The organism is Streptomyces radiopugnans (assembly GCF_900110735.1).
In the GTDB taxonomy this organism is placed as follows: Bacteria; Actinomycetota; Actinomycetes; order Streptomycetales; family Streptomycetaceae; genus Streptomyces; species Streptomyces radiopugnans.
The window spans coordinates 274028-294644 of sequence record NZ_FOET01000001.1; the positions used below are offsets into that span (position 1 = coordinate 274028).

The 20617-nt window shown below is 73.9% G+C and carries 17 protein-coding genes; 7 read left to right on the forward strand and 10 right to left on the reverse strand.

The genetic code is table 11. From position 1 onward, the window contains the following. Nucleotides 1–71 precede the first annotated feature (71 nt). On the forward strand, nt 72–806 hold the full coding sequence (locus tag BMY40_RS01165; RefSeq protein ID WP_093654401.1) for a lytic polysaccharide monooxygenase: 735 nt from the start codon (nt 72–74) through the stop codon (nt 804–806). A 120-nt stretch (nt 807–926) separates the two neighbouring features. Here BMY40_RS01165 and BMY40_RS01170 read toward each other — a convergent pair whose 3' ends face one another. Together BMY40_RS01170 and BMY40_RS01175 are read right to left on the reverse strand one after the other, a co-directional pair. After that, complete coding sequence (locus tag BMY40_RS01170; protein WP_245769774.1) at nt 927–2081, reverse strand: methyltransferase domain-containing protein; 1155 nt, start codon at nt 2079–2081, stop codon at nt 927–929. Nucleotides 2082–2641: 560 nt separating this feature from the next. Beyond that, nucleotides 2642–3805: an endo-1,4-beta-xylanase gene (locus tag BMY40_RS01175; protein WP_093654403.1), complete on the reverse strand. Its 1164-nt coding sequence runs from the start codon at nt 3803–3805 to the stop codon at nt 2642–2644. Nucleotides 3806–4020: 215 nt separating this feature from the next. Here BMY40_RS01175 and BMY40_RS01180 point away from each other — a divergent pair, with 215 nt between their 5' ends. Next, a complete protein-coding gene (locus tag BMY40_RS01180; RefSeq protein WP_093654405.1) occupies nt 4021–4728 on the forward strand; it encodes an AAA family ATPase in 708 nt (235 codons plus the stop codon). A gap of 69 nt (nt 4729–4797) precedes the next feature. Here BMY40_RS01180 and BMY40_RS01185 read toward each other — a convergent pair whose 3' ends face one another. Next, on the reverse strand, nt 4798–5031 hold the full coding sequence (locus BMY40_RS01185) for a hypothetical protein (protein ID WP_093654407.1): 234 nt from the start codon (nt 5029–5031) through the stop codon (nt 4798–4800). Nucleotides 5032–5160: 129 nt separating this feature from the next. Here BMY40_RS01185 and BMY40_RS01190 point away from each other — a divergent pair, with 129 nt between their 5' ends. Both BMY40_RS01190 and BMY40_RS01195 read left to right on the forward strand, forming a co-directional pair. Next, nucleotides 5161–5850 (forward strand): hypothetical protein, encoded by a 690-nt coding sequence (locus BMY40_RS01190; RefSeq protein WP_093654409.1) that lies wholly within the window; start codon nt 5161–5163, stop codon nt 5848–5850. Between the two features lie 195 nt (nt 5851–6045). Then, nucleotides 6046–7368 carry a cation:proton antiporter gene (locus BMY40_RS01195; protein WP_093654411.1) on the forward strand — a complete coding sequence of 441 codons (1323 nt, stop codon included), beginning with the start codon at nt 6046–6048 and terminating at the stop codon, nt 7366–7368. A gap of 119 nt (nt 7369–7487) precedes the next feature. Here the strand turns inward: BMY40_RS01195 and BMY40_RS01200 are convergent, their stop codons facing one another. The 3 genes from BMY40_RS01200 to BMY40_RS01210 all read right to left on the reverse strand — a co-directional run bounded on the left by BMY40_RS01200 (nt 7488) and on the right by BMY40_RS01210 (nt 10838). After that, nucleotides 7488–9218 (reverse strand): TIGR03767 family metallophosphoesterase, encoded by a 1731-nt coding sequence (locus BMY40_RS01200; protein ID WP_093654412.1) that lies wholly within the window; start codon nt 9216–9218, stop codon nt 7488–7490. A gap of 239 nt (nt 9219–9457) precedes the next feature. Beyond that, the gene (locus BMY40_RS01205) at nt 9458–10216 is read right to left on the reverse strand and encodes a Clp protease N-terminal domain-containing protein (protein WP_093654414.1); all 759 of its coding nucleotides are present in this window, start codon (nt 10214–10216) and stop codon (nt 9458–9460) included. 31 nt (nt 10217–10247) lie between these two features. Continuing rightward, nucleotides 10248–10838 carry a DUF1203 domain-containing protein gene (locus BMY40_RS01210; RefSeq protein WP_093654416.1) on the reverse strand — a complete coding sequence of 197 codons (591 nt, stop codon included), beginning with the start codon at nt 10836–10838 and terminating at the stop codon, nt 10248–10250. 123 nt (nt 10839–10961) lie between these two features. Between BMY40_RS01210 and pepN (BMY40_RS01215) the strand changes: the two genes are divergently transcribed. After that, the gene (gene pepN, locus BMY40_RS01215; RefSeq protein WP_093655653.1) at nt 10962–13541 is read left to right on the forward strand and encodes an aminopeptidase N; all 2580 of its coding nucleotides are present in this window, start codon (nt 10962–10964) and stop codon (nt 13539–13541) included. Nucleotides 13542–13637: 96 nt separating this feature from the next. Here the strand turns inward: pepN (BMY40_RS01215) and BMY40_RS01220 are convergent, their stop codons facing one another. Together BMY40_RS01220 and BMY40_RS01225 are read right to left on the reverse strand one after the other, a co-directional pair. Next, entirely contained in the window at nt 13638–14708 is a 1071-nt protein-coding gene (locus tag BMY40_RS01220; protein ID WP_093654418.1) for a TerC family protein, read from the reverse strand. Next, complete coding sequence (locus BMY40_RS01225) at nt 14705–15214, reverse strand: universal stress protein (RefSeq protein ID WP_425443052.1); 510 nt, start codon at nt 15212–15214, stop codon at nt 14705–14707. Before BMY40_RS01225 ends, BMY40_RS01220 begins: the two co-directional genes overlap by 4 nt. Nucleotides 15215–15364: 150 nt before the next feature. On the opposite strand from BMY40_RS01225, the gene BMY40_RS01230 reads away from it, so the two are divergent. Then, on the forward strand, nt 15365–15760 hold the full coding sequence (locus BMY40_RS01230; RefSeq protein ID WP_093654420.1) for a helix-turn-helix transcriptional regulator: 396 nt from the start codon (nt 15365–15367) through the stop codon (nt 15758–15760). A 51-nt stretch (nt 15761–15811) separates the two neighbouring features. Here BMY40_RS01230 and BMY40_RS01235 read toward each other — a convergent pair whose 3' ends face one another. Next, nucleotides 15812–16882, reverse strand: coding sequence for a hypothetical protein (locus BMY40_RS01235; protein ID WP_093654422.1), 1071 nt, complete (start codon nt 16880–16882; stop codon nt 15812–15814). 102 nt (nt 16883–16984) lie between these two features. After that, nucleotides 16985–19597: an aminopeptidase N gene (pepN, locus tag BMY40_RS01240; RefSeq protein WP_093654424.1), complete on the reverse strand. Its 2613-nt coding sequence runs from the start codon at nt 19595–19597 to the stop codon at nt 16985–16987. Nucleotides 19598–19854: 257 nt separating this feature from the next. On the opposite strand from pepN (BMY40_RS01240), the gene BMY40_RS01245 reads away from it, so the two are divergent. Continuing rightward, the gene (locus tag BMY40_RS01245; protein WP_093655656.1) at nt 19855–20502 is read left to right on the forward strand and encodes a mycothiol-dependent nitroreductase Rv2466c family protein; all 648 of its coding nucleotides are present in this window, start codon (nt 19855–19857) and stop codon (nt 20500–20502) included. The last annotated feature ends 115 nt before the right edge of the window (nt 20503–20617 follow it).

Genomic DNA, 20617 nt, shown 5'->3' on the forward strand with positions numbered 1-20617 from the left:
CGCCGTACCCCACCCGGTCGCACCGGGCTTCCGGGTGGCGGCCTCGACGACACCGAAGAAAGTGGAATGGCATGAACACGAAGAAGCGAGTGGCCCTTGCGCTCGGCGCGATGGTCGCCCCCCTGCTCGCCGTCAGCCTTCCGGCGGGTACGGCCAACGCCCACGGCTGGGTGACCGACCCCGGCAGCCGCCAGGACCAGTGCGCCGAGGGCGTCGTCGACTGCGGCCAGATCTCGTACGAGCCGCAGAGCGTCGAGGGGCCGAAGGGGCTCAAGAGCTGCAGCGGCGGCAACCAGCAGTTCGCCGAACTCGACGACGACAGCAAGGCCTGGCGGGTCACGCCGGTCGGCTCCTCCCACACCTTCACCTGGAGCCTGACGGCGCGCCACGCCACCGACACGTGGCAGTACTTCATCGGCGACCGGAAGATCGCCGAGTTCGACGGCAACCGTGCTCAGCCGCCCTCGCAGGTCAGCCACCAGGTGAACTTCGGCGGCCTCACCGGCCGTCAGAAGGTCCTCGCGGTGTGGAACGTGGCGGACACCGCCAACGCCTTCTACGCCTGCATCGACGTCAACATCGGCGGCACGGGCGGCGGCGACGGCGGCGGTGACGGCGGCGGCGACGGAGAGCCGGGCGCCTGCGCCTCGCCGAACTGGGGCGCCGGGAACGTGTACACCGGCGGCAGCACCGTCACCCACGAGGGACACACCTGGCGCGCCAAGTGGTGGACGCAGGGCGAGGAGCCCGGCACCACCGGCGAGTGGGGCGTCTGGGAGGACCTCGGAGCCTGCGCGGCCGCCTGACCCGGTGACCGCGTGACCACGTGGTCTTGCGGCCGTGTGACCGCGGCCGGGCCGGCGCGCGCCCCTACGGGCGCGCGCCGGCCCTCTCCGTTTTCCGCCGCGTGTGCGCCGCGTGCGCCTTCAGCCGATGACGCGGCCGGGGTCGCGCAGCCAGATCTCCTGGCGGCCGTCGCGGGTGACCGTCAGGCCGAACTCGCCCTGTCGCGGGCAGCCTTCGGCCTCGTACGCGCGCCAGGCGGCCTCCACCCGGTCCCACAGGGAGGCGGGGCCGTACTGCCAGACCTCGAGCGGGCCGCAGCCGTCCCCGGTCCGGCCGTACCCGGCCGCGGTGGCGGCCGAGCCGTCGCGGCCGGTCAGCCAGACGCGGCGGACACCGCCGTCCTCGTCGGCGTACGTCATGGTGATGTCCGGCAGCCGGGCGAACGCCCAGGCGCAGAAGCCGGGTTCGGTGATCCGGGCCGGGTCCGGGCCGGTGGCGGAGCGGCGGCCGGTGGCGGAGTCCACCGGCAGGGAGGGCAGCCGGTCGGCGCGCAGCGGCATGAACCACGCCCGGCCGGTGAACGTCCCCTGCGCAAGGCCGCCGTCCTGGACGGTCAGGGACACCAGCCCCCCGGACCACACGTCCCGGTGCAGGGGCACGACGATCCGCCCCCCGGGCACGGTCTGCGCCACCCACGCCCCCGGTACGCGCAGCACCGAGCACGTCGCCAGCACCCGGTCGTACGGCGCGCCGCGCGCCCACCCGGCCGCGCCGTCGCCCCACACCACCCGGGGCGCACGTCCGGCCGAGGCCAGCGCCTGCCGCGCCCGTTCGGCCAGGGACGGGTCCACCTCGACGGTCACCACCCGGGCGTCGCCGAGGCGGTGGACGAGCAGGGCGGCGTTCCAGCCGGTGCCCGTGCCGATCTCCAGCACGCGCTCGCCGCCGTGGCCCACCTCCAGCTCCGCGAGCATCCGCGCGACGAGCGACGGCATGGAGCTGGAGGAGGTGGCCTCGCCGGGGCCGCCGGCCGTTCCGTCGTCTAGCTGGGTGACCACCGGCTCGTCGGCGTAGGCGAGTTCCCACCACGTTCCGGGCTCCCCGGCGCGGTGGACGGGGACGTACCCGCCCGCGCCGTACCGCCAGATCCGCTCCGGCAGGAAGCGGTGGCGCGGCACCGCTTCGAAGGACGGCCGCCAGTCGGGGGTGAGGGCGCCGGAGGCCGAGAGGCCGTCCAGCAGACGCCTGTGGTGCCCCTGCCACCGCTGCGCCGTGTCCGCCGCCGTACCCGTCACCGCGTTCACCGCCGCTTGGGCTCGGTGGGGCCGCCGTCGGGGGAGGGCGGCCGGGGCGGCGGGTTCCACGGCCTGATCGGCGCCGGCTTCCCCGCGTGCTTGCTCCTCGTGCCGTCTGCCATGCGCGGTCCTTCCGTTCGTCGTGAGTGCGTGACGGAGGGAGACGCTAGAGATCACCCGGCGTGCCGGGAAGGTGACCGCGGTCAGCGGTCCGGGAGTTGGGTGACGGTTTCCCGGGGCCCGTCCCGGCGCATTCCACCTGCGGGTTCGTGAGGTGTGCAGCACGGCTGCCGAGCCGGTTCCCCTACCGGACGGCCAACGCGGCACGTCGCGCTGTGCGTAGAGCCGAACGCGATCGGCGACACGGCACGCGGAAAGGCGCCGCGCCCATGTACGACCTCCCCGCCGCCCCGCCCGCCGGTGCGGGGCGGCGGGGGTGAGCCGGAAGCGGCCGGGCCCGCCACCGCCCGGAGAGGGGCGGTGGCGGGCCCGGCGGGGGATCCTCAGGCCGCCCACCGCATGCGGTCGGCGGCGGGCGGACGTCCGGCGGCCGGACGCGCTCAGCGGCGCTTCCAGCTCTCCTTCCACTGCTCCCACTTGGCGTCCTTCAGAGAGGACCGCAGGGCGTAGAAGGCGGGCTTGCGCTCGAAGTCCTCGGTCATGACCGTCGCCGAGCCCTCGCCCTGGAAGAACACCGGCACCCAGGAGTACTTGTCGGTGAAGCCCCAGATGGTGAAGGAGTTGCACTCCTCGACCGCCAGGCACGCCTCCAGCACCCGCTGGTACCAGTCGGCCTGCTGCTTCTGCTGCTCGGCGGTGGGCACGCCGCTCTCCGGCAGGTCCATGCGGATGTCCAGCTCGGTGACGGCCGTCTCCAGGCCGAGGTCGTCGAACCGCTGCAGGTTCTGCTGGAGGTCGCCCGGGAAGCCGTAGCGCATGCTCAGGTGCGCCTGCACGGAGAAGCCGTGCACGGGCACGCCCTGCGCGAGCAGCTCCTGGCTGAGCTCGTAGTAGGCGTCGCTCTTGGCGTTGTCGCTCTCCACGTTGTAGTCGTTGAAGAACAGCCTCGCCTCCGGGTCGGCCTCGTGGGCCCAGCGGAAGGCGTCGGCGATGATCTCCGGTCCGAGCTCGCGGATCCAGATGTTGTCCCGGGTGCGCAGGTTGCCCTGGTCGTCGAAGATCTCGTTGGCCACGTCCCACTGCTGGATCTTGCCGGCGTAGCGGCCGACGACGGTGGTGATGTGCTCGCGCAGGATCTCGCGCAGCTCCTCCTTGGAGAAGTCGCCCTGCTCCAGCCACTCGGGGTTCTGGCTGTGCCACAGGAGCGTGTGGCCGCGCACGACCTGCCGGTGGCGCTCGGCGAACTCGACGATGGCGTCGGCCGCCCCGAAGTTGTAGGTGTCCCGCTCGGGGTGGATGAACTCCCACTTCATCTGGTTCTCGGGGGAGACCGAGTTGAACTGCTGCCCCAGGATCTTCCGGTACTTCCGGTCGTGGGTGAACGGGTCCGGGTAGTCCTGCTCGAGGTGGTGGCCGCCACCCGCCACGGCGGTGCCCACGTAGAACCCCTTGGGAGCGGCCTCGCGAAGCCGGTCGAACTTGGCGTTGGAGTGGGGCGCGGCCTGCTGGTCTGCGGGCGGGGCGGCCGTGGCCGAGGTCACCACCAGGGGCAGGGACAGTGCGGCCGCGGTGAGTGCGGCGGTGGCGATGCGGATGGGTCTCATCGGAGGGCTCCCATTTTCGGTCGACCTTTTCAAAGTTTCCGGAAAGTTTCCGGACACTTGGTTCAGGGACGCTAAGGGCCGTTCGGTCGGGGCGTCAATACCCGTGCACCGCCGTGTTGGCCGCCGCCGTCCCGCGCACCGGTGTGCCGGGTGGGACGCAAGGGGGTGCGGACGCGGGGGGCGCGGGGACGCATGGCGCGTGGCAGACTCGGCGCATGATCGTCGAACGCGCGTACGCACACGTGGAGTCGTACGACGACGGGGAATGGCCCTGGTCCCTCCCCTGCGTACGGATGCTCCTCACGGACGGGCTGCGCTTCACCGCGCCGGTGACGTTCCTGGTGGGCGAGAACGGTTCGGGGAAGTCCACGCTGGTCGAGGCCCTGGCGGAGGGCTTCGGCCTGGACCCCTGGGGCGGCTCGCACGACTGGCGCTACGCGAGCCCGCGCGCCAAGTCGGAGCTGGGGGAGCGGATCCGGTTCGACGCGGCGCCGCGCGGGCGGCGCATGCTCGGAAGCTGGTCCGCCCGCACCGGGTTCTTCCTGCGGGCGGAGACGGCGCTGGACGCGCTGGAACGGGAGGGGTTCGCGCCGGATTCGGTCAGCCACGGCGAGGGCTTCCTCGCCGCGTTCCGGGGGAAGTTCCTGAGACCCGGGCTGTATGTGATGGACGAGCCGGAGGCGGCGCTGTCGTTCGCGTCCTGCCTGGAACTGATCGGCCACATCGACCGGTTGGCGAGGAGCGGCGGCCAGGTCGTCTGCGCCACCCACTCACCGCTGCTGACCGCACTGCCGGGCGCGGACGTCATCGAGGTCGGCGACCACGGCCTGCGCCGGACGACCTGGGGCGAACTCGCCCTGGTCGACCACTGGCGCCGCTACCTGGCCGACCCCGGGGCCTACCTGCGGCACGTCCTGGACTGAGGACCGCCCCCCCGGGCGCTCCCCTGGCGCTCTCCGCGGCGGGCCGGCACGCCCGGTGGGCGGCCGTGCCTAGTGGGCGACCATCCCGTGCTCGGGCCAGGTGCCGGAGGTGCGGTGGGTGCGGGCGATCCTGCGGACCGTGGCGAGGAAGCCGAAGGTCTCCCTGCCGTCGTCCGGTTCGGCCCCGTAGGTCGCCTTGTCCAGGGTCATGGCCCGGTCCATCTCCTCGGGGTGCCCGCCGAACGCGTAGCGCACGGTGGAGGCGTCCTCGGAGAGCTTGCGGTAGTAGACGAGTATCGCCATCGGCGCCGTTCCTCCCGAGCTTCCCCCGGCATCCTGGCCCACCGCCGGGTCCGGCACAACGCCCTTTCCACCCGCCCCGCCCGCCCCGGGCCGCGCGGCTGTCGGTGTGACATGCGAACATGCCACGCCATGGATCTGTCCTCGCTCATCGCACGGCTCACGCTCCCGCCGTCGACGGACTCCGGCCGGCCCGCCGTGCCCGCGCCCGTCCCCGTCGACTGGGACGCGGTCGAGAGCTGGCTGGGGCTGGGGCTGCCCGCCGACTACAGGGCGCTGGTCTCCGCCCTCGGGCCGCTGGACGTCGGCGAGCACCTGTGGCTGCACACTCCGTGTGTGCGGGAGGGCGGATACGACTACGGGGACTGGCTGTGGGAGACGCACCGGGAGTGCCGCATCTCCTCCCGCCGGGCCATGCGGCGGGAACCGCCGCCGTTCCACCCCGAGCCCGGCGGGCTGCTCGCCTGGGGCGAGACGAGGGGGAGCGCCCGGCTGCTCTGGGACACCGGGGCGTCCGGTGACCCCGACCGGTGGCCGGTCGTCGTGTTCGACGCGGAGGCCGCCCGGCGCGGGAGCGATCCGTGGCACGACTGCGGGACGACGCTGACGCAGACCCTGGCGGTCCTGCTGACCACCGGGATCCGGATGCCCGGCGGCAGGGCGCTCGGACCGCTGCCGCCCACCGCGCGCCGTACCGCCTTCCTGGTCGGCGCCCGCCCCTGGAGGCCGCCCGCGCCTGCGCCCGAGCCGGTGCCGGAGAGGGCGCCCGGGGAGCGGTACGCCGCGCCGCGCCCACCGGGGCCGGAGGACCGCGGGCACTGACGCGGCCCTGTCCAACCCGGCCCTGTCCAACCCGGTCCTGCCCGGCCCGTAACGCCGCCGCGGGGCCCGCGCCTCGGCGCCCGCCGTCGGGCGTCACCGCCCGTGAGCTCCGCATCACCGTCATGGCCTGCGGGTTCACGGGTATCCGGGCTGCGGTGCCGCCCGGTACGGCGACGCGGCGGGAAGGACTGTGCGGTGACGATCGGTGACGGCGTGTTCACATGGCTGGGGGTGGCGGCGCTGGGCGCCGCCGTGCTGCCGCGCGTGGTGGCCGGGCGGCGGCCGCTGTCGCTGCCCCTGGTCTTCCTGCTCTGCGGCATCGGCGTGTACCTGCTGCCGCTGCCGCTGCCCACCGTCGACCCGGTGGACGACCGGCTGCTGGTGGAGCACGCCACCGAGATCTGCGTGATCGTCTCGCTGATGGGCGCCGGTCTGGCCCTCGACCGGCCCGTCGGCCTGCGCCGCTGGGCCGCGACCTGGCGGCTGCTGGGCGTGACGATGCCGCTGACCGTGGTGTGCACCGCCGGCGTGGCGTGGTGGCTGCTGGACTGGCCGCCGGCCGCCGCGCTGCTGCTGGCCGCCGTCCTGGCGCCGACCGATCCGGTACTGGCCTCGGAGGTGCAGGTGGGCGAGCCCACCGAGGAGGAGCACGACGAGGACGAGGTGCGGTTCGCCCTCACCAGCGAGGCCGGCCTGAACGACGGGCTCGCCTTCCCCCTGACGTACGCGGCCGTGGCGCTGGCCGCCGCCGCGGGCGCCGGATGGTCGGCCGACTGGGTCGGTTCGTGGGCGGTGGAGGACCTCGCGTACAAGTGCGTGGTCGGCGTGCTGGGCGGGCTGCTGGTCGGCCGGCTGCTCGGCTGGCTGTTCTTCCGCGCGCGCTCGAAGGTGCTGCGCCTGTCCCACCACCGGGAGGGCTTCGTAGCCCTGGGAGCCACATTCCTGTCCTACGGGGTGACCGAGCTGGCCGGCGGCTACGGCTTCCTCGCGGTGTTCACCACCGCCTGCGCGATCCGGGCGGCCGAGCGCGCGCACGGCTACCACAGGGTCCTGCACGACTTCGTGGAGCAGATCGAGCGGCTGCTCACCGTGGGGCTGCTCTTCCTGCTGGGTGCCTTCGTCGCACTGGGCGGCCTCGCCCCGCTGACCTGGCGGGGCGCCCTCGTCGCGCTGGCGGTGCTGCTGGTGGTCCGGCCGCTGGCGGGGTGGGCGGGCCTGCTGGGCGGCGGTATGGAGCGCCGGGAGCGCTGGGTGGTCGCGGGCTTCGGCATCCGGGGGATCGGCTCGCTGTACTACCTCGCCTACGGGCTGGGGCAGACGGACTTCCCGGTACCGGCGGAGGAGCTGTGGGCCGTGGTGACGTTCACCGTACTGGCCTCGGTGGTGCTGCACGGCGTCACGGCGGGCCCGGTGATCGACCGGCTCGACCGGCTGCGGGGCTCCGCGGGGACCGCGTCCGGCTCCGAGGAGGAACGGCGGCGCGAGGACGGGCCCTTCCCCGGCCGGTCCGCCGCATGACGGGCCGCATGACGGGCCGGACGGCGGTTCGGCCGACGGTTCGGCCGGCGCGGAACAGGGGTCCTCCTCCGCGTCGGCCGCCGCACTTCCCGCCCCCGGCGGTGCCCCCGCCATCCCCCTCAGGGGCGCCGCAGCAGCAGCTCCGTGTTGCGGTCGCCCGCCTTGCCGGTCAGGGCCGTGCTGCGGCCCGGGGCGTTGAAGGCCAGTTCGCGGTAGAGCGAGGCCAGGCCGGCGGGGGAGAGGTCGCCGGGTTCGGCGGCGTAGGGGGCCGCGGACTCGACGCAGGTGGTGAAGAGGGAGAGGGTGCCGTCGCCGTTGTCCGTCAGCTCGATGACGCGGGCGAGCTGAGGGTGGTCCACGTGCGAGGCGGTGGTGATCTCCCAGAAGTGGCCGTGCGGCACGATCCGGTTGCGGTGGCTGTGGCCGTTGATCCAGGCGATCACATTGGCGTGCCGCCCCAGCAGCGCGGTCAGCTCGGCGCCGCCGACGGTGACGGAGTCGCTGTAGTGGTGGCTGAAGACCAGCACGCGGTCGTCGCCGTGGCGGGTCAGCTCGCGGTCCAGCCAGCGCAGCTGGGCGGGGCCGATGTGGCCCCGGTAGTCGCCGTCGGGGTTGGTGGTGTCCAGGCTGACGCCGAGCACGCCGTCGGCGACGCGGAAGGAGTAGTACAGCCGCCCCTCCTCCAGGGCGGCCCGGGTGTAGCCGTGGCCGGCCGGGCCGGGACCGGTGTACGCCGGGTCCAGGTGCGCCGCGGCGTACTCCCGGGCGGTGAGGGGCGCGCGGGAGGGGTCGGGGGTGACGGTGCGCGTCCTGCGGGCGTGGGCGCGCAGCAGTTCCCTCAGCGCGGTGCCCCGGGTGTCGCGGCCCCTGCGCACCGATCTGTGGAGCGCGGCGGCCTCGGCCTCGGGCAGCTCGTACAGCTTCCGCTCACCGGTGGCCAGGTCGGTGAAGTACGCGCTGCCCGCGAAGTGGCCGCCGTGGAGGTCGTCGTGGTTGCCGACGGTGGAGTACCAGGGGATGGCCAGGCCGGGGCTGGTGAGCCGCCGGATCGCGGCGTCGAGGAAGCCGTCGAGGCGGGGGAAGCCGTACCGGCCCCGGTCGGTGTCGTCCGCCCCGCCCTCCGGGTGCCAGTACAGGGGCAGTCCGGAGTTCTGCACTCCCTCGTAGCGCAGCGGGTCGCCGGTGTTGGGGGTGATGCGGCCGCCGCTCATCGCGGTGAGGAACCACTCCGTCTCGGCACGGCAGTTGTTGTCGGTGTTGTCCCCGGTGGTGATCGCGAAACCGAGCGGCGCGCCGGTGGCCGGGCCGCCGCGCAGCGAGTTGATCCGCTCGACCATCGAGACCAGGCCGTGCACCGACAGCGCCTCGTGCGGGCGCCAGGCGCCGGGCTTCCCGGAGCGCATGTACTCGAAGCGCAGCGGGTGCTGCACGTCCGTGACATGGGTGTCGGTGAGGTGGACGAAGGAGGCCAGGACGGTGCGCCGGTCCTCGCGCGCCCCGCCCGCGGCGGCCAGGTCCTGCCGTACGACCCGCTCCCAGCCGCGCCCCTCGCCCAGCCGCCGGTAGCCGGCCGCGCCGCGCGGCGCGGCGGTGCTCTCCAGCGTGGTCCCGGCGGGGGAGGGGACGGCCGGGGCGGTGGGCGAGGGGGACGGGGAGGCGGGCGGGGAGGGAGGGGCAGCGGTGGGCGCGGCGGCGTCGGCCGGTTCCCCGCCCCCGCCGAGGGCCACCCCCGCCCCGGTGGCGACCGCGGCGGCTCCGGCGGCGGCGAGCAGGGTGCGGCGGTCGAGGACACGGCGGTCGAGGGCGCGGTGAGGGGTGGTGCGGCGGGCGGGCTGGCTGCTGCGGGACATGGGCGTCTCTCCCCGGATGCGAACGCGGCGCCTTGGGACGGGGCGTTCCCCCGCCCACCGGGATCGTCGGCAGCCGCGGTGACCCGCGTTCCAACGGCGCGCGAACGTCCGGCACCGAACAGCGCTCATGGATCACCGGGGGCCGCGTCCGCCATGTCCCGCTCGTCGTGCGTTCACCGGGGAGGCCGGGAGTTCACCTCCCGGCCTCCCCGTCGCCTCCCCGCCTCACGTCCTCCGGCTCACCCCTCCGGGGCCGCCTCCGGCCGCGAACCGCCCTGTGCGGCCGCGAACGCGGCCAGCGCCTCGGCGACGTACGCCTCGGCGGCCGCCTTGGTGACGCCCAGGCCGCTCAGCGGGCCGTCGCCGTCCTCCAGTTCCAGCAGCGCCAGCAGGACGTGCTCGGTGCCGACGTGGTTGTGGCCCAGCCGCAGCGCCTCGCGGAAGGTGAGCTCCAGCGCCTTCTTCGCCCCCGCGTCGAACGGGACGAGCTCGGGCGCCTCGCCGGCCGCGGGCGGGAGCGCCGCGGTGAGGGCCTCACGGGCCGCCTCCGCCGTCACGCCCTGTGCGGCGACCGCCTTCGCGGCGAGCCCGTCCGGCTCGCTCAGCAGGCCCAGGCCCAGGTGCTCGGGCCGGATCTCGGCGTGGCCCGCCGACTGGGCCTCGTTCTGCGCCGCCACCACGGCGTTCCTGGCCCGGGGGGTGAACCGGCCGAACCCCTGGGCGGGGTCCAGGTCCGGTGCGGAGCCCTTGGGGACGAAGCGCTTCTGGGCGGCCTGCTTGGTGATGCCCATGCTCCGGCCGATGTCGGTCCAGGAGGCGCCCGAGCGCCGGGCCTGGTCCACGAAGTGGCCGATCAGGTGGTCGGCCACCTCGCCGAGGTGCTCCGCGGTGAGGACCGCGGTGGACAGCTGCCGCAGGACGTCGGACTCGGTCTGCTTGATGCCCTCGATCAGGTCGTCGAGGCGGACGGTGCCCGTGAGGGGTGTCGGATTCTCCATGCGTCAACCGTAGGTTGACGATGCCAAGCCGTCAACCCGAAGTTGACGATTCTCGGTCGACCGCCTCCACGGGCCCGCGCACCTCGAACTGGAAACAGCCGTACTCCACCGCCCGGACATGGACCAGCGCCGTCTCCGGATCGGCGAACGCCTCGTCCAGCGCGGCGTCGAGGACGGCGGTGGCGTCCGTCCCCGGATCCCCGGGCAGCTCGACCAGCAGTCCTCCGGCGATACGCCCGCGGGCGTCGTAGCGGCGCAGGACCCGCCGTACCCCCGGCCGCGCGAACGGGTAGCCCAGCGCTTCCCGGAGGCCGGGCCCGCCGCACTCCGCGGCGTGGACGAACACAGGGCCCTGCTCGTCGTACGCCCCCGGATCCGCCCCCGTGCGGGCCGCCCACCGCCGCAGCGGCGCGTACGTCACCAGGGCGATCCGCTCGCCGGGCCGGGAGAGCCGCAGGCAGCAGCGCAGCGGGGCGCCGCCCTCGCCGTCGGCGAACGGCAGGGCCGGGCGCCCGGCGTCGTCCTCCGCGCGCAGCCGCTCCAGTACGGGCGGGGGTATGGGGAGGGGGCTGTGGCGGGGTGGCCGGACAGGGGCGTCGAGGGGAGTGCCGTAGGTCGTCATGCTCCCACTGTCGCCCCGTATCGCCGCAGGTACCGGCGGGAAACGGCCATCACGTTCCCCGGGGCGGGCGTGCGAGGATGGCCGGAAAACCGAGAGTCCGGACACACGAAGGAGATGACGCAGGTGCCTGGTACGAACCTCACGCGCGAAGAGGCGCGGGAGCGGGCCCGTCTGCTCGAGGTCGACTCGTACGAGATCGAGCTCGACCTCTCCGGCGCGCAGGAGGGAGGAACCTTCCGCTCGGCCACCACGGTGAGGTTCGACGCGCGCGAGGCCCGGGAGAGCTTCATCGACCTGGTGGCCCCGGCCGTGCACGAGATCGTCCTCAACGGCGAGTCCCTCGACCCCGCCGAGGCCTTCGCCGACTCGCGCATCGCCCTGCCCGGCCTGGTCGCCGGACGCAACGAGCTGCGCGTGGTCGCCGACTGCGCGTACACCAACACCGGCGAGGGCCTGCACCGCTTCGTCGATCCCGTCGACCAGCAGGCCTACCTCTACACGCAGTTCGAGGTGCCCGACGCCCGCCGGGTGTTCGCCTGCTTCGAGCAGCCCGACCTGAAGGCGTCCTTCGCCTTCACCGTCACCGCCCCCGAGGGCTGGACGGTGATCTCCAACTCGCCCGCTCCCGGGACCGGGGGGCCGCGCGACAACGTCTGGCGCTTCGAGCCCACCCCGCGCATCTCCTCCTACATCACCGCGCTGATCGCCGGCCCGTACCACTCGGTGCACAGCAGCTGGGAGGACGGCAACGGCCGCAGCGTCCCGCTGGGCGTCTACTGCCGCCCCTCACTGGCCGAGCACCTGGACGCGGACGCGATCTTCGAGGTCACCCGGCAGGGATTCGACTGGTTCGAGGAGAAGTTCGACCACCCCTACCCCTTCGCCAAGTACGACCAGCTCTTCGTCCCCGAGTTCAACGCGGGCGCGATGGAGAACGCGGGCGCCGTCACCATCCGCGACCAGTACGTCTTCCGCTCCAAGGTGACGGACGCCGCCTACGAGGTGCGGGCCGAGACGATCCTGCACGAGCTGGCCCACATGTGGTTCGGCGACCTGGTCACCATGGAGTGGTGGAACGACCTGTGGCTGAACGAGTCGTTCGCCACCTACACCTCCATCGCCTGCCAGGCCGCCGCACCCGGCAGCCGCTGGCCGCACGCGTGGACGACCTTCGCCAACTCCATGAAGACCTGGGCCTACCGCCAGGACCAGCTCCCCTCCACGCACCCGATCATGGCCGAGATCCGCGACCTGGACGACGTCCTGGTCAACTTCGACGGCATCACCTACGCCAAGGGCGCCTCCGTCCTCAAGCAGCTGGTGGCCTACGTCGGCGAGGACGCCTTCTTCCGCGGCGTGCAGACGTACTTCAAGCGGCACGCCTGGGGCAACACCCGCCTGACCGACCTGCTCACCGCCCTGGAGGAGACCTCCGGCCGGGATCTGAAGACCTGGTCGAAGGCGTGGCTGGAGACGGCCGGCATCAACATCCTGCGCCCGGAGATCGAGGTGGACGCGGACGGCGTCATCACCTCCTTCGCCGTGCGCCAGGAGGCCCCGGCCCTGCCCGCGGGCGCCAAGGGCGAGCCGCTGCTGCGCCCGCACCGCATCGCCGTCGGCTCCTACGAGCTGGAGGACGGGAAGCTGGTGCGCACCGGCCGGATCGAGCTGGACGTGGACGGCGAGCGCACCGAGGTGCCCGAACTGGCCGGCGCCCGCCGCCCGGCGGTGGTCCTGCTCAACGACGACGACCTGTCCTACGCCAAGGTCCGCCTCGACGAGGCGTCCCTGGCCACCGTCACCGGCCACCTGGGCGACTTCACCGAGTCGCTGCCGCGCGCCCTGTGCTGGGCCTCGGCCTGGGACATGACCCGCGACGGCGAGATGGCCGCCCGCGACTACCTGGAGCTGGTGCTCTCCGGCATCGGCAAGGAGTCCGACATCGGCGTGGTCCAGTCCCTCCAGCGGCAGGTCAAGCTGGCCCTGGACCTGTACGCCGCCCCGGGCTGGCGCGAGAGCGGCCTGCTGCGCTGGTCCGAGGCCGCGCTGGAGCGGCTGCGCACGGCCGAGCCCGGCAGCGACCACCAGCTCGCCTGGGCACGGGCGCTGGCCGCCACCGCCCGCACCGACGAGCAGCTCGGCCTGATCGCCGGACTGCTGGACGGCAGCGAGGAGATCGAGGGCCTGACGGTGGACACCGAGCTGCGCTGGGCCCTGCTCCACCGCCTCGCGGCCACCGGGCGCGCGGACGCCGACGCCATCGAGGCCGAGCTGGGGCGCGACCGCACCTCGGCCGGCGAGCGGCACGCGGCGGCGGCGCGGGCGGCCCGGCCGACGCAGGAGGCCAAGGCGGAGGCGTGGGCCTCGGTCGTGGAGTCCGACAAGCTGCCCAACGCCATGCAGGAGTCGGTCATCGGCGGCTTCGTCCAGACCGACCAGCGCGAGCTGCTCGCCCCGTACACCGCGAAGTACTTCGACGCGCTCAAGGACGTGTGGGAGTCGCGCAGCCACGAGATGGCCCAGCAGATCGCGGTCGGCCTCTACCCGGCCCTCCAGGTCTCCGAGGAGACGCTGCGGGCCACGGACGCCTGGCTGGAGTCGGCAGAGCCCAGCGCGGCCCTGCGCCGCCTGGTGACCGAGTCGCGCGCGGGGATCGAGCGCGCCCTGAAGGCGCAGGCGGCGGACGCGGCGGCGGCCGTCTGACGCTCCGGGAGCCCCGGAAGGGGGGCGGTGCCCGCGCCGGAAGCGCGGGCACCGCCCCCCTTCGGTGCTTCCCGGGGGCTCGGCCTCCCGGACTTCTCAGCCGGACGGGATGCCGCGCGGTACGGCCGTCTCCCCGGAGGCGTCCCCGCCGCCCCGGCCGTCTCCGTCGTCCGCGCCGTCCCCGTGGTCATCGCCGCTGCCCCCGGCCCCGGCCCCGGTTCCGGTCCCGTCTCCGCCCCGGGAGCGGGTGGCCGCCAGGGACCAGCCGATCGAGACGGCGATGGTGGCGGCGATGACCCCGAGGGTGACGGGGATGGGGAGCTTGCCGACGGGGGTCTCGGACAGGATCAGCTTGACGCCGGCGAAGACGAGCAGGAACGCCAGCCCGTAGTGGAGGTAGGTGAAGCGCCGCAGCAGCCCGGACAGGCAGAAGTACAGGCTGCGCAGGCCGAGGACGGCGAAGGCGTTGGCCGTCCACACCAGGAAGGTGTCGGTGGTGATGGCCAGGACGGCGGCGACCGAGTCGATGGCGAAGATCAGGTCGGTGGCCTCGATCGCGACGAGGGCGACGAACAGCAGGGTGGCCACCCGGCGGCCGTCGATCCGGACGAAGAAGCGGTCTCCGTGGTAGCGGGAGTCGGTCGGAACGACCTTCTTCACCAGCCGTACGAGCGGGTTGCGGTCGGGGTGCACCTCCTCGTCGTGCGAGAAGGCCATCTTCCAGCCGGTCCAGATCAGGAACGCGCCGAAGAGGTAGGCGGTCCAGAAGAAGACCTGGAGCAGTTCGGCCCCGACGAAGATGAACACCAGCCGGGCGACGAGCGCGCCGATCACGCCCCAGAAGAGGATCTTGTGCTGGTAGGCGTCGGGAACGGCGAAGAACGAGAAGACCAGGGCGAAGACGAAGACGTTGTCGATCGAGAGGGCCTTCTCGATCAGATAGCCCGCGTAGTAGGTGCCGGCGGTGTCGCCGCCCTGCCAGGCCCACAGCACGAGGCCGAAGCCCAGGCCGGCGGCGATCCACACCGCGCTCCAGGCCGCTGCCTCGCGGAAGCCGATCACATGGTTGTCGCGGTGGGCGAGCAGGTCGACGGCGAGCATCGCGGCGATGCCGAGGGTCAGTGCGGCCCACACCCACAACGGGACGGCCAGGGACGGATCGTTCAACGGGATCGGGTTCCTTCCGTCGTCCGAGGGGCCGCCCGGCCCGACGGGCCGGGCGCGGTGCCGCGCAGGGGGGTCCAGGGCGCGGGGCCCGCCGTGTGCACCGGCGGGCCGCCGTGGAGGGCGGCGGCCTCCCGCAGTGAGCCGGCGTCGGCACCGGCGGGGCCCGTACGGGCGGCGACCACCGCGTCGCAGCGGTTCCGGCGGGTCAGGGCGACCACCCCGGCGGCCGTCCGCAGCCGTGCGCCGCGGCGCGGCGTCAGACGGTGGGCGGCGGGGATGTGGCCCAGGCCGGCCCGCCCGACGCGGGGCAGCACCCTGGCCAGGACGGCGGCGCCCGCCTGCCCGGCGGCCCGGTCGTCCACGTGTGCGGGCAGTACGGCCACCAGCAGCAGGGGCGCCCGGTGGAGCCCGGCCAGGCGTACGGCGTCGTCGACGACGGCGATGTCGTCGAGGCGGTCGGTGAGGACGGCGGCGATCGGTCGGGGCGGGAGGTGCGGCATGGTCACGGCGGATCCGCCTTCCTGCGCGGAAACGGTCATATGCCCCAAGGGTCACCCGAAGAGAGAAGCACGTCAATAATTACGCGAAAAATTCTTCGCTAATCATGGAACGCCTTTCGGGGGTGACACACGAAACGCGGATCGTACGATGGGGGCATGACCGCCTCCCCCTCCCGCGGCGACCGGTGGACCTTCCTCACCAACCACGCCCGCGTACTCCTGCACATCGCCCGCGACCCCGAGGTCCGGCTGCGGGACGTCGCGGCGTCCATCGGCATCACCGAGCGCGCGACCCAGGCGATCGTCGCCGACCTGGAGGCCGCCGGGTACCTCAGCCGCACCCGGGTCGGCAGGCGCAACCGCTACACGATCGATCCCACCGTCGCCCTCCGTCACCCCTCGGAGGCCGACCACCCCGTCGGTGACCTGCTCGACACCTTCCTCCACCGCGAGGATCCCCCGGCCGCCCCCGCCTCCCGTGACACGGCGGCCCGGGAGGGGGAGAGGCGGGAGGTCTCCGGCGCCCGGCGGCCCGAGGACCTCAGGACCTGACGGCCGGAGGGTCTGGCGGCCTCGGGTGTCCGAGGGCCCGGGGCCCGGCACTCACCGAGGCAGGACCTCCACGTACGAGGCCGGCCCGCGCTCGGGCGCGGTCATCAGGGCGGTGCGGACCACGGCGGCCTGCTGCGCGGGCCGGTCGCGGAGCGCGGCCGCGGTGACGTGGACGACCGTGACGCCCTGGCCCCGCAGCCGCTCGCGCTTGCGGGCGTACGTCGGCGGGCGTGTGCTCCCTTCCGCGCCCGCGCCTCCCTGCGCGCCCGTGCCGTCGCGGAGGTCGATCTCGACGGCCACGGCATGCTCCGGCCAGTAGGCGTCCACACCGCCGAGGTGGTGGCCGCCGGGCAGCCGGAGGTCGACGTTCCAGCAGGGGTCGGGCAGGCCGTGGGCGCGGACCAGGCCGTACAGCAGGCTCTCGGCCACCGACCGGCTCTCGGCCAGCAGCGCGTCCACGGCGTCCGCCAGGTGCGGGCGGCCCAGCAGCCGGGCCCGTACCAGTTCGCGGACGACGGCCCGTGCCTCGCAGTGGCCGCCGCGCACCGCCTCGGTCAGCATCCGGCGCACCGTCACCGCGTCGCCGGTCCGGGCGGCGGTGTCGGCCAGGGCGCGGGGCACGGGGGCCACGGGCAGGCCGGTGACCTCCTCGGCCTCGGGGAGGGAGCGGGTGCGCACCACACGGGCGCAGCCGGCCGGACGCAGCCGCCGGGTGTGCGGCACCAGTACGTCGATGTGCTCCAGGGCGGACAGCGGGGGCGTGGAGGAGAAGCCGTGCAGGGCGAGCGCGGCGGGCCCGGTGATCACGGCCTGCGCCTCGCGCGCGGCGGGAGGGGCGGCGGGAGGGGCGGCGGGGCCGGGAGAGACCTGCCCCGGTACGCGCTCGGGCCCCGCCGCGTACAGCAGCACCGCGTGCAGTCGCTCCTCGCCGGTCGGCGGCCCGGAGTGCAGCAGGTAGACGCCGGGCAGCGGCATCTGCCAGGGGCCGCCCGGCCGGCAGCGCTCGTCGGCGGTGGCGGCCGACACGCCGCGCTCGCGCAGCGTGCGGGCCGTCACCACCCGGCGGCGTACGTGCGACAGACGGCGGACGGGGCGGGGGGACACGGGGGTGTCGTGGCTCATGTCCCCGCGATTCCCGCCCGCGTTCCGCCCGCCAACCTCTGTTACACGCCTGTCGACGAACGCGGACGAGCCCGTCCTAAAGTACGGGCGTTCGAGCGCCGATCAGCTCGCCGCCGCATGGGCGGCCGCGTCGCAGCGCTGCGCCCGCAGGGCCCGCGCCATGTCGTCGCGGGCCTCCAGCACCAGGCGCCGCAGCGCGGGCGCGGCGTCCTCGTGCGCGGCCAGCCAGGCGTCCGTCTCCGCCAGCACGGCCCGGTTGTCCTGGAGCGCCGGGAACAGGCCGCGGACGACCGACATGCCGATCTCGATGGAGCGCTCGGCCCACACCCGCTCGATCACCTCGAAGTACCGCGGCGCGTACGGCGCCAGCAGCTCCCGCTGCCCCGGCTGGTCGAAGCCCGAGATGGTCGCCTCCACCAGCGCGTTGGACAGGCGGTCGGAGTCCACCACGTCCGTCCACGCCCGCGCCTTGACCTCGGCCGACGGCCGCGAGGCCAGGCAGCGCACCTGGTGCCGCTTGCCGGAGGCGGTGTCGTCGCGGGCCAGTTCGGCCGCCAGCCGGCCCTCGTCGGCCAGTCCCCGGGAGGCCAGCGCCTCCAGGAAGGTCCAGCGCAGCTCCTGGTCGACCTCCAGCCCGTCGATCCGGGCCGTCCCCTCCAGCAGCCCGTCCAGCATCCGCAGGTCGTGCTCGTCGTGCGCGACGGCCGCGAAGAACCGCGCCCACGCGAGCTGGTGGTCGCCGCCCGGCTCGGCCTGCCGCAGATGCCGCAGCGCGCCCTGGGCGAGCAGCCGTGCGCCCTCCTCGCGCCACTCGGGCGCGACGTAGTGCACCAGGGCGGTGTGCGCCCAGGCGTGCAGCATCTGCACCACGCCGATGTCGGACTCCCGGCCGCCGAAGCGCAGCACCAGGTCGAGGAAGTCGCGGGCGGGCATCAGCGCGTCGCGCGTGAGGTTCCACAGGGCCGACCAGCACAGCGCGCGGGCCAGGTTGTCGGAGACCGAGCCCAGGTGGGAGCGGAGGGTGTCCAGGGAGGCCTCGTCGAAGCGGACCTTGCAGTACGTCAGGTCGTCGTCGTTGACGAGGATCAGCTCGGGGCGCTCGGCGCCCGTCAGCTCCTCCACAACCGTCCGCACGCCGGTGACGTCCACCTCCGCGCGGGCGTAGCGCTCCAGCGCGCCCCCCGCGCTCTGCCGCCGGTACAGCCCGACCGCCACCCGGTGCGGGCGCAGCACCGGGTACTCCTCGGCCGCCTCCTGGACGACCGCCAGTTCGGTGATCCGGCCGGCGGAGTCGTAGACGGCCTGCGGGGTGAGGGAGTTGACCCCGGCGGTCTGCAGCCAGGCCCGCGCCCACTCGCCCATGTCCCGCCCGGAGGTCTCCTCCAGCACCGACAGCAGGTGCTCCAGCCGCGTGTTGCCCCACTCGTGGCGCTTGAAGTACCGCCGCGCGCCCTCCAGGAAGGCGTCGCGCCCCACGTACGCCACCAGCTGCTTGAGGACGGAGGCGCCCTTGGCGTAGGTGATGCCGTCGAAGTTGAGCTTGGCGTCCTCCAGATCCCGGATGTCGGCGGTGATCGGATGGGTGGAGGGAAGCTGGTCGGCGCGGTAGGCCCAGGACTTGCGGCGGTTGGCGAAGGTGATCCAGCCGTCGGTGAAGCGGGTGGCCTCCACCATCGAGAAGGAGCCCATGAAGTCGGCGAAGGACTCCTTGAGCCACAGGTCGTCCCACCACTCCATGGTGACCAGGTCGCCGAACCACATGTGCGCCATCTCGTGCAGGATGACGTTGGCCCGCCCCTCGTAGGAGGCGTCGGTCACCTTGCCGCGGAAGACGAACTCCTCGCGGAAGGTCACACAGCCCGGGTTCTCCATCGCGCCGAGGTTGTACTCGGGCACGAACGCCTGGTCGTACTTGCCGAACGGGTACGGGTAGTCGAAGTGGTCGTGGAAGAAGTCCAGGCCCTGCTTGGTGACCTCGAAGACGTTCTCGGCGTCGAAGTGGCGGGCCAGCCCCCTGCGGCACAGCGCGCCCAGCGGGATCACCAGCTCGCCGCCGCCGGGCAGCTCGCGCCGGTAGACGTCGGTGACGTGGTGGTAGGGGCCGGCCACCACGGTGGTGATGTACGTCGAGATCGGCTTCGTCACCTCGAAGCGCCAGACGGCCGCGTCCTCCCCGGCCGCCTCCGGCTCGCCGGTGCGCGCGCCGTTGCTCAGCACCGTCCACCGCGCGGGGGCGGTGACGGTGAAGGCGAAGGGCGCCTTCAGGTCGGGCTGCTCGAAGTTGGCGAACACCCGGCGGGCGTCGGCCGGTTCGTACTGGGTGTAGAGGTAGGTCTCGCCGTCCTCGGGGTCGACGAAGTGGTGCATCCCCTCGCCGGTGCGGCTGTACGCGCACCATGCGTCCACGGTCAGGGTGTTCTCGGCCTCCAGGGAGTCCAGCGCGATGCGCGTGCCGTCGAACACCTTGTCCGCGTTCAGCTCGCGGCCGTTGAGCGTCACCGAGGCGACCGCCGGGGCCAGCAGGTCGGCGAAGGTGGAGGCGCCCGGCTCGGCGCAGCGGAAGCGGATCGTGGTGGTGGAGCGGAAGGTACGCGGGCCGTCCCCTGGGTGGGGCCCGACCGCGGAGCGCAGGTCGAGCGCGACGTCGTACCCGTCCACGGTCAGCAGCCGGGCACGCTCCCGGGCCTCGTCACGGGTCAGATTCTCACCGGGCACGGCGTGACTCCCTCGTCTCGCGTCTCGACATCGGAGGGCCAGGATTTCATGCGCCCGCGCACCGGCGCGCGGGCGGTCGACCGGTCGGTCGGACGGGCCGGGGTGAGGCAGGGGCGGGCGGGAATCACCGCACGGCTCCCGGGCGTTCCCGTTGGGCACCCCGGCGGCCGTCCGCGCGACGGCCGCCGTCCGTGCGCGCCCGCCCGCGGGAAGACGTCCCGCACATCCCGTACGACCCGTACGACGAGGAGATCCGCATGTCCGAGACGCCCGAGACCGCGACCAGGACCCCGGCCGACTTCTGGTTCGACCCCATCTGCCCGTGGGCCTGGATGACCTCCCGCTGGATGCTGGAGGTGGAGAAGGTCCGCCCGGTCGAGGTGCGCTGGCACGTGATGAGCCTGTCGGTGCTCAACGAGAACCGGCTGGACGAGCTGCCGCAGCAGTACGTCGACCTGATGGAGGCCGGCTGGGGCCCGGTGCGCGTGCTGACCGCCGCCGAGCAGAAGCACGGCCCCGAGGTGCTCGGCCCGCTCTACACCGCCCTGGGCACCCGCTTCCACGACCGGGGCCTGCCCAACGAGCGCGCCACGATCGTGGACGCCCTGAAGGAGGCCGGTCTCCCCGAGGACCTGGCGGACGCGGCGCACACCGACGCCTACGACGAGCGGCTGCGCGCCTCGCACGAGGAGGGCATCGGCCTGGTCGGCCAGGAGGTCGGCACGCCGGTGATCGCCGTACCGGGCCCGGACGGGAGGCAGACCGCGTTCTTCGGGCCGGTGGTCACCCCGGCGCCCAAGGGCGAGGCCGCGGCCCGGCTGTGGGACGGCACGCTGATGGTGGCCTCCACCCCCGGCTTCTTCGAGCTGAAGCGGACCCGTACGGAGGACCCGAAGTTCGACTGAGCCCGTTCCCGCCCACCGTTCCCGTCCGCCTGCGGGAGCCTTCCGTCCCGCCTGTCGCCCGTGAGACGCGGAGGCCGAGAAGACGATCGCGGGGGCGGCAGGCGGCACGGAGGAC